Annotated in this window: 14 protein-coding genes; 13 read left to right on the top strand and 1 reads right to left on the bottom strand. The window is 60.1% G+C overall.

Going from position 1 to position 13,545, the window contains the following annotated elements:
• The first annotated feature begins 73 nt into the window (after nt 1-73).
• Entirely contained in the window at nt 74-334 is a 261-nt protein-coding gene (locus ACFQEV_RS11770; protein ID WP_379696099.1) for a hypothetical protein, read from the top strand.
• A gap of 183 nt (nt 335-517) precedes the next feature.
• Here ACFQEV_RS11770 and ACFQEV_RS11765 read toward each other — a convergent pair whose 3' ends face one another.
• Entirely contained in the window at nt 518-1,720 is a 1,203-nt protein-coding gene (locus ACFQEV_RS11765) for a hypothetical protein (RefSeq protein WP_379696097.1), read from the bottom strand.
• Between the two features lie 44 nt (nt 1,721-1,764).
• On the opposite strand from ACFQEV_RS11765, the gene ACFQEV_RS11760 reads away from it, so the two are divergent.
• The 12 genes from ACFQEV_RS11760 to ACFQEV_RS11705 all read left to right on the top strand — a co-directional run bounded on the left by ACFQEV_RS11760 (nt 1,765) and on the right by ACFQEV_RS11705 (nt 13,524).
• Nucleotides 1,765-2,316, top strand: coding sequence for a hypothetical protein (locus ACFQEV_RS11760; protein ID WP_379696095.1), 552 nt, complete (start codon nt 1,765-1,767; stop codon nt 2,314-2,316).
• Nucleotides 2,309-2,818: a PIN domain-containing protein gene (locus ACFQEV_RS11755; protein WP_379696093.1), complete on the top strand. Its 510-nt coding sequence runs from the start codon at nt 2,309-2,311 to the stop codon at nt 2,816-2,818. Before ACFQEV_RS11760 ends, ACFQEV_RS11755 begins: the two co-directional genes overlap by 8 nt.
• Nucleotides 2,819-2,992: 174 nt before the next feature.
• On the top strand, nt 2,993-3,181 hold the full coding sequence (locus ACFQEV_RS11750; RefSeq protein WP_379696091.1) for a hypothetical protein: 189 nt from the start codon (nt 2,993-2,995) through the stop codon (nt 3,179-3,181).
• Between the two features lie 240 nt (nt 3,182-3,421).
• On the top strand, nt 3,422-4,009 hold the full coding sequence (locus ACFQEV_RS11745; protein ID WP_379696089.1) for a hypothetical protein: 588 nt from the start codon (nt 3,422-3,424) through the stop codon (nt 4,007-4,009).
• A 38-nt stretch (nt 4,010-4,047) separates the two neighbouring features.
• Complete coding sequence (locus ACFQEV_RS11740) at nt 4,048-7,245, top strand: hypothetical protein (RefSeq protein ID WP_379696087.1); 3,198 nt, start codon at nt 4,048-4,050, stop codon at nt 7,243-7,245.
• 9 nt (nt 7,246-7,254) lie between these two features.
• On the top strand, nt 7,255-8,259 hold the full coding sequence (locus ACFQEV_RS11735) for a hypothetical protein (protein WP_379696085.1): 1,005 nt from the start codon (nt 7,255-7,257) through the stop codon (nt 8,257-8,259).
• Nucleotides 8,259-8,921 (top strand): hypothetical protein, encoded by a 663-nt coding sequence (locus ACFQEV_RS11730; RefSeq protein WP_379696083.1) that lies wholly within the window; start codon nt 8,259-8,261, stop codon nt 8,919-8,921. The genes ACFQEV_RS11735 and ACFQEV_RS11730 overlap by 1 nt, the downstream gene beginning before the upstream one ends.
• Nucleotide 8,922: 1 nt before the next feature.
• Complete coding sequence (locus ACFQEV_RS11725) at nt 8,923-9,210, top strand: hypothetical protein (protein ID WP_379696082.1); 288 nt, start codon at nt 8,923-8,925, stop codon at nt 9,208-9,210.
• Between the two features lie 21 nt (nt 9,211-9,231).
• Complete coding sequence (locus ACFQEV_RS11720; protein WP_379696080.1) at nt 9,232-10,461, top strand: hypothetical protein; 1,230 nt, start codon at nt 9,232-9,234, stop codon at nt 10,459-10,461.
• Nucleotide 10,462: 1 nt separating this feature from the next.
• Entirely contained in the window at nt 10,463-11,575 is a 1,113-nt protein-coding gene (locus ACFQEV_RS11715; RefSeq protein WP_379696078.1) for a hypothetical protein, read from the top strand.
• Nucleotides 11,576-11,638: 63 nt separating this feature from the next.
• A complete protein-coding gene (locus tag ACFQEV_RS11710) occupies nt 11,639-12,880 on the top strand; it encodes a glycoside hydrolase family protein (RefSeq protein WP_379696076.1) in 1,242 nt (413 codons plus the stop codon).
• The gene (locus tag ACFQEV_RS11705; protein ID WP_379696074.1) at nt 12,877-13,524 is read left to right on the top strand and encodes a hypothetical protein; all 648 of its coding nucleotides are present in this window, start codon (nt 12,877-12,879) and stop codon (nt 13,522-13,524) included. Before ACFQEV_RS11710 ends, ACFQEV_RS11705 begins: the two co-directional genes overlap by 4 nt.
• The last annotated feature ends 21 nt before the right edge of the window (nt 13,525-13,545 follow it).

Below are 13,545 nucleotides of genomic sequence, written 5' to 3'. Positions count from 1 at the left end.
ACGACTCAGACACTCATTTTCGCAGTGTATCGTCTCGTAACCGCCCGCAGTCACCCATTCATAGACACACATCATGGCACCCGGAGTTATCGTCAAGTATACCCGAGACAGCGGCAGCTGGCGTTGGGACGCCCAAGGCATCGACGTCTCGCCGCCCCGGCCGCTAGAGGTCGTCGCGCCCGACGTGGCCGATCTCGTCCACAACGACCCCGACATCCCGCTGACGAAGTATCCCGATGCGAATCTGAATACGAACCTGACGCTCGTCGACGGGCTCGATATCACCCCCGAAACGATCACCGCCGATTCGGTAAGTACAGTGAAGATTGTATAGAAGCTCCTGTCCCGACATGCGCTAGCTGACCGGCTAGCGGTGCAGCATGCCGCAGAATAGATCAAACACGGATCTGCAAATGGATTTTTCGTCTCGAAGTAGGGTATCTGTTGTTGCAGAATCAAGGACAAATCTCTGTATGTCGTGAATCCATCGGATTCAAGGAAAAGACGACACCAACAGCTACCAGAGATCGTTCAGTCGCTTTTGCTTCCGGCCATCGTCGAATTCCTGCTTTGACGATTGTAAGTTTGAGAGTACCGTGTTGTCCACCCCCGCTTTCGGTTCGATGTGGTCTAATACACGGTATTCATCGATCGCTGGGCGCAAGTCAGTCGCCTCCAGCGCCTGCTGCTCTCCATTGAGCAACTTTTCGAACTTGGATCGGTGGTGGTCACTAGGATTACTGGCGATTCTGTCTCGATCAAGTCCTGTTTCTGTTGGCAGTTGATCGGTGAGGTCCCCATCGTATTCGTGGTTCTGATAGTAGTACCCGTCTTTATCAAATAGCCGGATCTCTGGGTCTGAGTCACCCATCTTATCGTAGAAATCTGCTGGGAGAGGTAACGACATGTGCTTGTCTCCCACAAGGTCGAACCCAAATCCGAGTGAGATGAAGTCACGCGCGGGGACAAAGTTCGCATCGTTTGAGCTTCGACCGCGATTTGCGTTCAGACAGTAGAAGAAAACCTCCTCTTGGAGTTTCCGTCGCCCAATCTCACGAAGGAGGGGGACGACCATATTGGATAGTTGAAACTGTGCTGTGACAGTCCGGCCATTGAAGTCGAAGCAGAACGCCCGAATCCCCTTGTCAAGATACAGTTCGACGATTTTGTTCGTTAGTCCCCATGGCAATTGTGGAAGAGTCCCCATGATCGGCTTGCTGCTGATCTGCTCTGCGGTTTCGATGAATCGTTTCACGTTTTCTCTATATGTTTTGAAATATATCGAGCTTGCACCACTGCCGTCGTCCTCGATGGCAGAAACTAGGTCGGACATCAATGGCACCGTCACAAAATCGGAGGTCGAGTAAATGGTATCTACGAGAAAGTCGAGATTGTCGTCTTCAAAGCGGCGTTCGGAACCGAATTGAGCGAATACGAAGTTGAACTCGTCGTCGTTTGCTTTGTTCAGTGCTCGTCCGATATTCTTCTTGATATTCGGCTTGAATTCTTCCTGTGCTTTTGAGAGCTTCCCTGGATTGGTAGAAACGTAAATTTCGTTAGCTCCACGAGCATCGTCCAGAACCTGGTCGGTTTGTGTGGTTTCGTCAATTTGGAGTGCTTTGGCGGGAGTTTCGATGCTCTTTGAGCCGAGCTGGATGGTTTTATGGGCGAAGAGAGAACTGTCGTCAAATGTATCGACTTTTACGTTCAGCTTCGGCATAGCCTTAAGAGCCTGTGCACAACATATAAATACAGGTGATTGGCATGATAGACGACGATCTGGATCAGGTGGACAAACTCTACCTGCTGCTATTACACGCAAATGGGGGTGATGCGGTACCAGGAGATTTGTGGATACAGAAGGAGCTGTTCCTGGTCGCGAAGAATATGCCGAAGCTGGAAGAGGCCCTTGAGTTCGAGGCTTACCTCAGAGGTCCATTCAGCGAGACCGTCGAAGGAATACACGACAAACTCGAGGTGTACGGTCTCGTCCAACGTACTCGTCTTGGTGTTGCACTCACTCCAAAGGGCGAAGATTTGGTTGAGGATGTCTATGCTGAGATACCGGATCGAATTCGGTATCTCGTAGAGGATATCAAGGATTTTGCGAACGATTTATCTAGGGACGAACTGCTGGTTTATGTCTATTATACGTATCCAGAGATGACGAAGAACTCGATGGAGAAGGAGGGCTTAGAAGGGAAACGGAAGCAGGTTGCCCGGCATCTCTATGAACGCGGTAAAGTCAGTCTTGAGAAAGCGTCGGAGCTAGCTGGTGTACCGATGTCGGAGTTCCGAGGGGCGATACGTGCATAGGCTCATCTTGGATGCTTCAGTCATCATCTCTTGGTGCGACGAGCTAGAAGATTTGGTCGTGTTCGACTCTATAATCGATTGTGACTACGCTCCTGTGACAACAGAAACGGTAATGGATGAAGTGTTGTCGGATGGTCCGATGGTGGAGCGGGTTCAATCGGAGTCTGAGGTCGTTAATACTGATCCTGATCGCCGAGAAGAGCTATCGAACCGGTACCTCGGCCTAGGGCGCGGAGAATTATCCGTTCTTGCCCTTGGCGAGAAATACGAATCGAGTGGGAGTACATATTCCTGCGTCCTTGACGATGGAAGAGCGCGTACTGTTTGTGAACGCCTCGAACTAGAGTTGATGGGTAGTCTTGGTGTTATGCGCGAGCTTATTCGTGCTGAGTCAATAGCGTTCGAGCAAGCAGACGCGTTGGTCCAAGAGATGAGGGCTAATGGAACACGTCTTCCGGAGAACTACCGGGAGTTATTGCAGCCGACGCCGGCCACAGACTAATTCTTCTCCCTACCAATCTCAGCCCGTGTTCGCACAAAGGCAAACATTATCTGCTATTAGATGGAAAAATCAACCACGTGAACACAAGTCTAGCCGGTTGACCATCAAAGGTGCGAACACTGGTCAATAAGGTTCGAATCCTCAGAGGGGTTTCACCACGAACGTGAGACTCGCATGAACAGCATGGTCAACCGGATACTCGCGGAACTGAAGAAAATGAGTATGGAAATCTTCACCTCTGGACTTGTGACATCAATTACGACTGGAAATCCCGCCCTGACGCTTGCGGTCATCGGAGCGCTCATCGTCTATCTTACGGTAACGGTGGCGGTTCCCCTCTTCCCTCCGTTCGCTACACCATGAGAGGTATCCTTACACTGCTTTTGAATAAAAGTCCACTTTTCGTGTTCGTACAGAAACGTGCAATCGGAAGTAGGTGTTTCTTCTCTAAGAAGCGCGGTGGGGTGTTCCCGCACCCCTCCTTTCTCCGAGTCGGTTCAGAGAAAGAGCGTCGCGTTTCGTCCGTATACCTCAGTCTTCAGATACACTGATTGTATCAGGGAATCGCCCCCGACCGCCCAGTAGCCCTCTCCTCACAAACCCATGCCCGACAGACCACGTTACGACCAGTCACGCTACGATAACACTAACTACTCCCTCCCCGGTGGCGGGAGCGACGGCGGTGCACCTGACTCCGTCCTCGCACCGTGGCACATCGGCTCCGTCCGCGTCGACGGACTGAGCGCCGAAAACGGCGTCCCGCCGATTACACCCGGCGCATCGGCGACCTATCGCGTCGCCATGTGGCCGCAGCCCGACGACGAAATCGCCGACCACGTCGAGCGGTATCGCGCGCTCAAACAGTACGGCCGCCGCGCGCCGGGCGTCGTCGTCTACCAGACGCCCGAGGTGGACTGCTACTTTCGTGAGCAGCAGGCCGGGGCGTCGAATCTGGTTCGCATCCGGCCGCTCGCTGCGGACGCCCCGGCGACGACGGCGACGGGTGAGCTACCGCCGACGCGCGACAGCGTCCACGACCCCCGCTGGGCGGTCGTAACTGGTGTCAGTGACGGGACGAGTCTCCCCGAGCGCCAGTGTACGCTCGAGATCGAAACGACGACCATCGCCTCAACGGCGGAGTTCCCGACCCGGCAGGCCGTCATCGCCGCCCGCCGGCGCAACAGTCTCTGACCGGCCGCGACGCGCCCTGACTCTTGTTTCACTAATCCATGCCGTTAGAAATCCAATCCGAGAACAGCATCGACTCGCTGACGATAAACCAACTCCTGCATCTGTCGAACGGTGATGCGTGGGAGTCCGGGTGTGACGCCTCGCTCACCAGTGACTCGACGGACATCACCGTCGACATCACGAGCGGGGAGATCCGCCTCGGTGGGACCACCGTCTCGGTCAACGCCCAGCAGGTCTCCCTGCAGGCGGGCGACCTCGACGATCCGCGGAAGGACCTGATCGCCGTCGACACCGCCGGTTCGTGTGTCGTCCTCCCCGGAACGCCCGAACCGGCGCTCCCGGACGGGACGACCGACGAGGATGCGTACCAACCGAGCGTCGAAGAACTCGATGGTGAGGCGGGCAACTACCTCGCCCTTTGGGAGGTATGGGTCCCTGCAGAGGCGGACGCCTCGACGGACCTCGACGACCCTGAGATCCAGTATCTCAAAGATCGGCGTCTGGGATCGCCTGCCGGCGATGCAGAGTCGGTTCGCGACGTCGTCGCCGGGTTCATCACTGCCGGCGCTGACATCACCACCTCCCACAACGATAAGGACGAGACGTTCACCATCGACTTCGATGGCGTTGATGAGTTCCCGACCGACACGACGGTCACCTTCAGCACGGAGAACGTCTCCGAGGGTCTCGTCTCGCGCCCGCTTGCGTGGGATGCCGGCAAGCGGACGCTCTACTGTTCGCCGAACGGGACGGCCGACGCTGCGGGGACGCAGTCGGACCCCCTAACGCTCCAGGGAGCCATCGACTCACTGCCGTTTTTCCTCTCTGATGAGGTAGTGATCGATCTGTTTACGGTCCCGAACAGCAACGGGAATCTCCCGGCGGTCTACAACAACGGATCGAATACCTACAGGCCCCCCGTGATGACGGGGCTTTCGACGCTGGCGGACGTGACCTTCTTAGGCAATCCTTCCGCCCCCGCCGACGTCGTCGTCGAAAACGGAATCAATTGGGCGTGTTATGGGAAGGGGGACTCGTTCCTTGACGGCATCCAGTTCAACGCCTCGGTCCAACTGAACGGCTTCGCGACGGCCCGCGACTGCAACATCTACCAGAAGGGGAACTACGGCACAGCGGGCATCTGTGTCGGCATCAAGAAGGGCACCATCAAACTCAAAGGCTGTAACATCGGGGAGGGCAACGTCGCCACCGCGATCAACGTGACCGACTCGGCGAACGTCGGCCTCGTCAGCAGTAACATCACGGCCTCCAGTGGGTCGCACCCCCTCTCTGGCGGGCCGGGGACGAAGTTCACGGCCATATCGGGGACGTCCGCCACCTCTGCAAACGGGGTTGACTCGCCGAAAGGCGTCGGGAACATGACCAACGCCGAGCTCAAAGGCGTCGTCGACGGGCAGGGGACGGAGCTGATCGAGAACAACGGCCGGCGTCTCGTCCATCAGGGCAGTGCAAAGGAGATCTACGAACCGCGACGGCGAGGGCCGCCGAACACCGTCTATCTCTCGAACTACGAATCCGCCGACCCCTCCGGGGCAACGACATCGGACACTGGCCTCGATTTCGCTATCGCGGACTGTAACCCCGGTGACACGCTCGTTATCGACGACGGGACGTATCTACTCGACAGCACGCACGTCATCAACAAACCGCTCACCATCCGCGGCGAGAACGCGACCCTCACCCGGACGGTCAACTCCACGGACATCAACGAAGACGGCGCGATCGTCTTCCGCGGTGGTGGCGTCCAGGCGTCGTCGGCGCTATCGGCGGACGTCTCGCAGGGGACGAACGACATCCCGGTGACGGACGCCTCTCTCTTCTCGGTTGACGACTACGTTTACCTCTTCGATAACGGCTCGGTCAACGTCAACACCGCGAACGCGATGACGTTCGGGCGCGTGACGTCCGTCGACACGACGAACAATATCGTCACGATGTCGACGACCGCCCGCGAGGACTTCACGACGGCGAACAACGCCACCCTCTACCAGGTCGACCTCCTCGAATCGCCGCGCATCGAAAACCTGCGCTGTGAGGGCGACGACTCGGCGCAGACGTCGTCGTGGTTCAAGTTCGACTGGTGTGCGGACAGCGTCTACGAAGACGTCCACGTCAACGGCTTCATCTTCAACGCACTCGGCGTCTATCACTGCTGGCGACATACGACCGACCGCTGCACGATCGAGAAGCCCTATCTGAACGGCTCCTCGGAGGGTGAGGCGTTCCAACACCACAAGTCGCAGGACCTCACGCTCATCGCGCCGAAGGTGGCCGGCGGCGGTGCGAGTACCACACCGGTCCGCCGGGGGATCGACTTTCACAAGTCCTCGCATGATGCGGTCGTCATCAACCCGCAGATCGAGCAGTTCACTCTCGCCGGTGTAAGCACGCACCAGGGGCCGGTAAAGAATATCGAGGTCGTCGGCGGCTACATCGGCCAGGAGGACTTCGGGAATGCCTCCGCCTCCGGGGGGTGCGTCGTCACTGACAGCGGTGGCGCGATCACACTCTCGGGGACCGAACTCCTCTGTGGCCGGCGCGGGCTCGTCGTCGAGGCGGGTGGCCGGATCGACGCGACGGATGTGACGCTCATCCCGCGGAACGGAGCGACTGAAACGGGCGTCTACATCGAAGCAGGGTCGGCTGACATCGAGGGGCGCATCGACGATCCGTCCGGCCAGATGGTAAACGCCGTCGAGGTTCGAGCGACCGGCGCCGTCACGGGCGTCGCGTTAGACCTCGATATCGTCTCCGGCGGCGGTGACCCCGTCTATATCCACTCGGCCGGCGCGAACGTCTCGGACGTCACCCTCGCCGGACGGCTCGAATCGACGGGGACTGGCGACGCGGTCACCATCGAAGCGGGCGCCACCGGCGAGGTCGTCTCGAACGTGACGCTCGACGAGTTCGACATCGTCGGGGGACATGCCGGTCGGGGCGTCGTCACCGCGGGCGCGGGGACTGTCGAGTTCGTCTCCGTCTCCAGGTCCCGCATCGACACGTCGAGCGGCAACGTGGCGGCGGTCATCGCGACCAACGCCTCGTATGACGCGTTGACGAATCTCCGCGTTCAGAACTGTGACTGCACTGCGGGAACGGCGACCGCGGTGCAGATGAACGAACCCGATGCGAGCTACGTCTGGGTGACGAACAACCGTGGGACCGTCACGATCGACGCGAACGCGACGAACGTCGTCCAGAGCGGGAATCAGTAATTACCCGACATGTTCACGACGCAAACCGGAGACGATATTGACGTTCTCGAAATCGGCCAGCTGACGGACGCGCTCACGGGAACGGGGTGGAGTTCTGGTGCCGATCCGTCACTCGTCGACCGCGACGACAAGATCGAGATTTCCGTCACGACCGGGGACGTCCGGATTAAGGGGACGACTGTCTCGGTGGATGCGCAGTCGATCACGCTCCCACGGGGTGACTCCGACTGGGCGCGCAAGGATATCGTCTATGTCGATGAGAATGGTGCCCTTGACTGTGAGATAGGCGTCCCGCAACCTCCGCAACCGAAGGGGAAGAAAGCGAGACAAGCGCGTCAACCCTCTCCGCCCGACCTTGTCGGGACGACTGGCGTCCCGATCGCCGAGATATGGGTCCCTGCGCGTGCGACGGGCGCGAACGACCTGGATGACCCCCATGTCGAGTATGTTCGGGATCGACGGATTCCCGTCGTCAGCGACCAGTCGATCACCGCAGACCACGGGAATCTCTCGGGGTTGAGCGATGACGATCACCCGCAATATATCCCGGTCGACGGCTCCCGAAAGGTCACGAGGGAGATCCTGGGGAATCTGTCGGTTACCCCCTACAAGATCACGCCGAATGCGGTCATCGCGCAGCCAAACCTCTCGATTAACGTTACGATCGAGGAGGACGGCGCCCCCAACGGTGGGGATCACTATTACTCGCCTGTTCATGTCCCGCCAGGGGCGACGCTCGACGTCTTCATGGTTGGTATCGCGGAGGGGGACGGAAGCCCCCCGCAGAACCATCTCACCGTCGAGCTCACAGATTCCGATAAAAACCAAGTCAGCGGCACCGACGCTATAAACAACATATACACCACCGGCAACCCGATCTGGTCCGTCGAAAACACCACAAACTCGACCTCGGTCTACTACATTACGATCGACAACGACACATCGACGAGTTACACCGCGGACGGGGACGGCCCATCGAGCGTCACCTTAACCGCCGCATACCAGGTGTTCTAATGGGTGGGCTTCCGACTGACGGGGGTGCGCTGATCACCACCGCTGGCGCGATCGGCGGGAGTTCGTGGCTCACCATCGACTCGTTCAACACGGGGCTCCACAGCGGTTGGACGGGCGACACGGGCGACTTCGGCCCGGAGACATCCACCGTTTACGAGGGATCGGGCGCGGTCCGCGCCGACACTAACGCGAACTTTTGCGATATCGACTCCTATCCGGGCGATGGACTGCCCCATTACTTCGAGCTCGGCGAGGAGGCGCGGATCTACACCTACCGCGACGAACCCTCGGTCTTCCAGTTACAGTTCGCCGGGAGTTCCGACGGGAACAACTTCTGGCGGCTTCGGAACGACGTCGCCAACGGCGAGACGACGCTTGACCAAATGACTAGCGGGACGGGTTCGGAGGTCGCGAGCGTCGGGACAGTCCCGCCGGAAAGCACGTGGATCGAGACGCGCATCAAGCGCTTCGACGATAACACTCACAGTACGGGTGAGATACGCCTCACCCAGACGCGCCTCGACACCTCCAACACGCTCGTCGATATCACGGCCACCGAAGCAGAGCTGACCAACTACGCCGGCTTACGCATCATCTGGGAGAATCACGGGTCGAAAAGCGACCTGAGCATTATTGATGGCCTCGCCAAGCGGGTGATCTGAGATGTCGACGTTTATCGTGCTCCCGGTCGGCGAGCGCAAGCGCGGGGAAGTGACGATCCCCGGCCCGGCGGTCGACATCGGGCTCGATTACGTCGGGTTCGTCGTCTCACACCCCGAACTCGGCGAGGCCTACGCCGCGCGGACTGAAGAGACCGTTCCAGACAGCCTCACCGAACACTCGGACGTGTCCGTCGTCACGGCGGATGAAGCGGCGACATTCCTCTCGGACCGGCTCGGCGAGGAGTGGACGGCCGCGGACGTTCGTAACGCATTTCAGATCCGACGGTAAGCCGGAACATCTTCTCGACTCATGCCACAGCGAAACTTCATCGGCGACGGTAGCGACGCGCTCACACTGAATAACCTGAATCGCCGCGGCGAAGGCTACGGGTGGGACCGCGGTTGCGGCGTGATCATCGGCGGTTCAACCTCAGCGATCGAGCTGCAGGTCGCCAGCGGACGGGTCGTCCATGACGGGCGACAACTGTCCGTCTCCGGTGGGGCCGTCACGCTCCAACCCGGCGACCCCGTCAACCCGCGGAAGGACTTGATCTACGTCGATCGAGAGGGTGCAATCCGAGTGAAACAGGGGCGTCCTGCGCCGCCGCTTCCCGAGGACCGCGTCGGCGACAAGACCTGGCAGCCTGCGCCCCCCGACTCGGCGGCGCTGGACGCCGTCCCGCTCGCCGAAATCTGGGTGCCTCCAGGAGCAACGTCGTCGGGCGACCTCGAACCGCGATTCAGGACCGATCGTCGGATCAAGGCCGGGACCGGTGGCGGGGCGATCCCCGCACTCTCGTCAGATCCTCCGGATGAGGAACTCCTCTCGACGCGGCAGTGGTTGAACACGACTGCGGGCGAGATCCGTGTTTATCGCGAGGACACTAACGAGGTCCATAGCGTCAACACGACGCTCGTCCGGACGATCGGCGCCCCCTCCGAGCGTGTCGTTGAGCCGTTCGACGAGAGCATCAACGCCAACTGGCGCGGTGGCGGTTCCGAGTACACCTTCAACACGCCCGCGTTCGAGGGGAATGCGGCCGCCGCGTGGAGCAACAACACGTGGACGCGCGACTACTCGCTGCCTGGTGACGGCCTCAGCTACTACGCCTCGTCGGGGGACCGCATCTCGATCGCTGTCCGGTTCGACTCGACGAACGCGCGGACTATGTGGTTCACCTTCGGCCGCGAGTCGGACGATTACTACTCGGGGAACCGAGTCCGCCTCGATCCCGATGGCCTCCTCCGGTTGCAAGTCGCCGATGACTCGAATAACTTCGACACGCTCGGGAGCGTCTCCGTCTCCGTCTCGTGGCCGAACTGGTACATCTTGGAGACCGATTACGACGGCGGGGGCGAAGGCGTGCATCCGAGCCGCATCTATTCGACGGCGTCGGGAGCCCGGGACACGATGCTCGGTGAAATCACCTCGCCGACGGCCTCGACGGCGCACCGTGGGCGCGGCTATGGGATCACGATGCACGGCGGGAGTGGCGAAGTGCGAGCCGACCGTCTCGCCGTAACGCCCGACGGAGCCTGAGATGGTTGACCTTTCGACGAGCGCCCCGCGCCCGGCCGCTCGTGGGTTCACCCTCGGCGAGCGTGAGGGGGCGACTCTCGGCGGGGAGCGGGGCGGGACGCTCGGCCCACAGAGTGAGCAGGGCTATCGAGCCCGGTTGACGACTGCCGACGGTCGCCGCACTGACATCACGTCCATCATTGGGATGGATCTCACGTTAGAGCATACGGCGCCGTCGGACGTCTCCTTGACTGTCCCGCGGATCAACGGCCTCGGGTCGTTCAAGTTCGCGGACTTGGACCTGTTTTACGGCGACTCGCTCATCTTCAAGGGGCGCGTCGAGGAGTTCCCGGGGCCAGGCAGAGGCGAAGAGGCGACGCTGGCCGGCCGCGGGCCGGCGCTCGAACTTGCCCGTGGGGATATCACGGTCGACTATTCTGGCCTGCGCGTCTCGGAAGCGATCCGTCGATTCTGGACCGATCACACGACGTTCACCGCGACCGTCTATGACCCGGAAACGGCGACGACGCTCTCGGATGGGACGTTTGAGGGGACGCCACTCGAAGTCCTTCAAGACCTCCACGAGCGCGTAGGGATGCGGTTCACCGTCCAGCATACCGCAGCGGATCGTCTTGTTGAGTCGTACAAACCCGGCGCCCTCGTCCGCCAAGGGACGTGGACGTCGGTTGACGACTCCGCGACGGGGAGCGTGACTGATTACGCGAACAAGGTCATCGTCAAGGGTAAAATCTCCTCTGATGGGACGCAAGTGTCGGCGACGGCATCGGATCAAGCTGAAATCGATGCGCTCGGGGAGACGATCCCCTGGCGGATCACCGACCCGACACTCACGACGGACGCGGACTGTCAAGCCCGCGCCGACTCGGCGCTCGAAGAACGGCTCCGCCAGGACACACTCTCGGGAGAGATCGTAATCATCCCGGAGCTTGTCCTTCCCGGCTATCTGTTCGAGATCCCCGAGTGGGGCGGCGAGCAATACCCAATCGAAACCGTCTCGTATAGCGAATCAATCGGGCAGGCGACTGCGACACTCAAAATCAACCCGCCAAAGGACTCGATCGACATCCTCGACGGGCTTGAACGCGACGTCCGCCGCCTGCAGAAGACCCAGTAACACACTGACCACCGGACGCACCGCCCGCGAACCACTGCAGAAAGAACTTCACAAGACACATCTATGGCACCTGGAAAAATCGTTAGGTACACCGAGACGAGCGGTAGCTGGAGATGGGATGCACAAGGCATCGACGTCTCTGCGTCCCGACCACTGGATATCGTCGCGCCCGACGTTGCTGATCTCGTTCACGACGACCCGAACATCCCGCTAGAAAAGTACGTCGACGCGGATATCAACACGAACATCTCGCCTGTCGATGGGCTTGATATCAAGCCCGAAACGGCCGACGCTGATCTGGTCTCCACGCGGCACTCAATTGTCGATAACCTCTCTGCGACGCCGGTCACGCCGGCGAATCCACGAATCCAGAACCAAAAGCGGGACTGGTCGTGGGAGGATATCACGTGGGAAGACAAAGGCTCGCCAATAATCGACGGGAGCGCGAGCGCATCGCCCGACGGGGCAACATACCCGACGATCATAAATGCCGAAGAAGCCCTCGCCTCCCCGATCGACACCTACTACTGTTATTGGTCGGGCCACGACGCGGGCGCGGGAATCGAGCTCTCAACCGCACCATCGCTGTGGGGGCCGTGGACCTTCCACGGACGCGTCATCTCCGACACTGCACTCGGAGACAACCACGTCGCCTCCCCGTCTGCCGTGGTTGATTCCCGGAACAGCCGTCTCAACCTCTACGTTCACTCGCCAGATGGAGGGAGCCAGGACACCTATCTGATGACCGCGCCGCTCTCTGGAGACGGCACGTCGTTCACGCTTCAGAAGAAGGTCCTCAAGTGCTCCGCGGATGGCCGGTGGGACGAACAGGAGCGTAGTTATTTCTCCGTCCGCCGGATCGGTCGGAAGTTCGTCGGCGTGTACCAGGGGCGAGACGGCCCGAACAACGCCCCCGGGATCGGCGTCGCGTGGTCCATGGACGGCGAGAATTGGGAGACGAAGCCCTCCCCTGCCTTCGACAACACTCAGTGGCAGAATTACGCGCCGAGAGAGTATAACGGAGGGTCTCCGGCACTCTCGTCGGTGGGCGGGAGGGTTGCTATCCATTACGGCGACCGAGCAGGGCCTCACGCACGAGCGCTCCCGTTCAGCGATCATGAGAAAACAGCATTCGGCGGCGGTGAAGTCGTCTATTCGCCCCCGGCGTGGGCCGATGCGACTGGCGTGAACGCCTACGACTTCTACAACGACGGCGAATACTTGCACATGTTCTACTACGCGAAAGTCAGCAACAACTCGAACATCGGTGTCGCGCGGGCGAAACTCGGAGAGATCAACCAATGACGCTGAAAAACAGATTCCGGTTTGAAAAGGAGATTTCCCACGGGTTCGACGGATCGCTTGCGTCCTGGATGACTGACGCCTCGACGGGGGCCGCGACGCTCTCGACAGAGACGACGATGGGAGGACGGGCGCTCATGGACACGGGGGGAACGCAGGGAGACGCTGCCCGGGTTGACATGGGGCCATTCACCCCCGACGCCGCGGGTCGGTTCGGGGTTTTCGGATTCGAGGTCACGTTCGGATTTGGCGGCAACGTCGGCGTCTACGACGACGCGAACGTCGGGATCGGCTTCGAGGACGGTGCCGGGAATAGCATCGTCCATCAACCGGTCAACAGCCCGTCGAGTGGGGCGGCAAATGTCGCAGTCTCCAACGCCGGGACCGAGACGCTACTCCCGACACGGAATATCATCCCCTCTGGCGCGGTCACGTCAGGGATCTACTGGGATTACGCGTCGGGAGAACTCTACCACCGGTATCAGGACGCGTTCGGGAACCGACTCACGGACGCGTCAGCGCTCCCCGACCCGACGCTGGATTACACCCCGTTCGTCTCGATCGAAAACCCGGACGGGACGGCGAATGACACGATGTTCCTGTATCACGTGAACATCCTGTACGGCATTTCACCGAATCCGATCTAACGACCGATGACTAACACGACG

Origin of the sequence: Halopelagius fulvigenes, from assembly GCF_042662625.1 — an archaeon.
GTDB lineage: Archaea > Halobacteriota > Halobacteria > Halobacteriales > Haloferacaceae > Halopelagius > Halopelagius fulvigenes.
Note: the sequence above shows the minus strand (reverse complement) of the source record. Positions and strands in the feature narration are given on the sequence as shown.

Bases quoted from the DNA above. Each gene is read 5' to 3' on its own strand.
- ACFQEV_RS11745 (WP_379696089.1), top strand. From the start codon at position 3,422: ATGCCCGACAGACCACGTTACGACCAGTCACGCTACGATAACACTAAC.
- ACFQEV_RS11765 (WP_379696097.1), bottom strand. From the start codon at position 1,720: ATGCCGAAGCTGAACGTAAAAGTCGATACATTTGACGACAGTTCTCTC.
- ACFQEV_RS11750 (WP_379696091.1), top strand. From the start codon at position 2,993: ATGAACAGCATGGTCAACCGGATACTCGCGGAACTGAAGAAAATGAGT.
- ACFQEV_RS11710 (WP_379696076.1), top strand. From the start codon at position 11,639: ATGGCACCTGGAAAAATCGTTAGGTACACCGAGACGAGCGGTAGCTGG.
- ACFQEV_RS11770 (WP_379696099.1), top strand. From the start codon at position 74: ATGGCACCCGGAGTTATCGTCAAGTATACCCGAGACAGCGGCAGCTGG.
- ACFQEV_RS11730 (WP_379696083.1), top strand. From the start codon at position 8,259: ATGGGTGGGCTTCCGACTGACGGGGGTGCGCTGATCACCACCGCTGGC.
- ACFQEV_RS11740 (WP_379696087.1), top strand. From the start codon at position 4,048: ATGCCGTTAGAAATCCAATCCGAGAACAGCATCGACTCGCTGACGATA.
- ACFQEV_RS11725 (WP_379696082.1), top strand. From the start codon at position 8,923: ATGTCGACGTTTATCGTGCTCCCGGTCGGCGAGCGCAAGCGCGGGGAA.
- ACFQEV_RS11720 (WP_379696080.1), top strand. From the start codon at position 9,232: ATGCCACAGCGAAACTTCATCGGCGACGGTAGCGACGCGCTCACACTG.
- ACFQEV_RS11715 (WP_379696078.1), top strand. From the start codon at position 10,463: ATGGTTGACCTTTCGACGAGCGCCCCGCGCCCGGCCGCTCGTGGGTTC.
- ACFQEV_RS11705 (WP_379696074.1), top strand. From the start codon at position 12,877: ATGACGCTGAAAAACAGATTCCGGTTTGAAAAGGAGATTTCCCACGGG.
- ACFQEV_RS11760 (WP_379696095.1), top strand. From the start codon at position 1,765: ATGATAGACGACGATCTGGATCAGGTGGACAAACTCTACCTGCTGCTA.
- ACFQEV_RS11735 (WP_379696085.1), top strand. From the start codon at position 7,255: ATGTTCACGACGCAAACCGGAGACGATATTGACGTTCTCGAAATCGGC.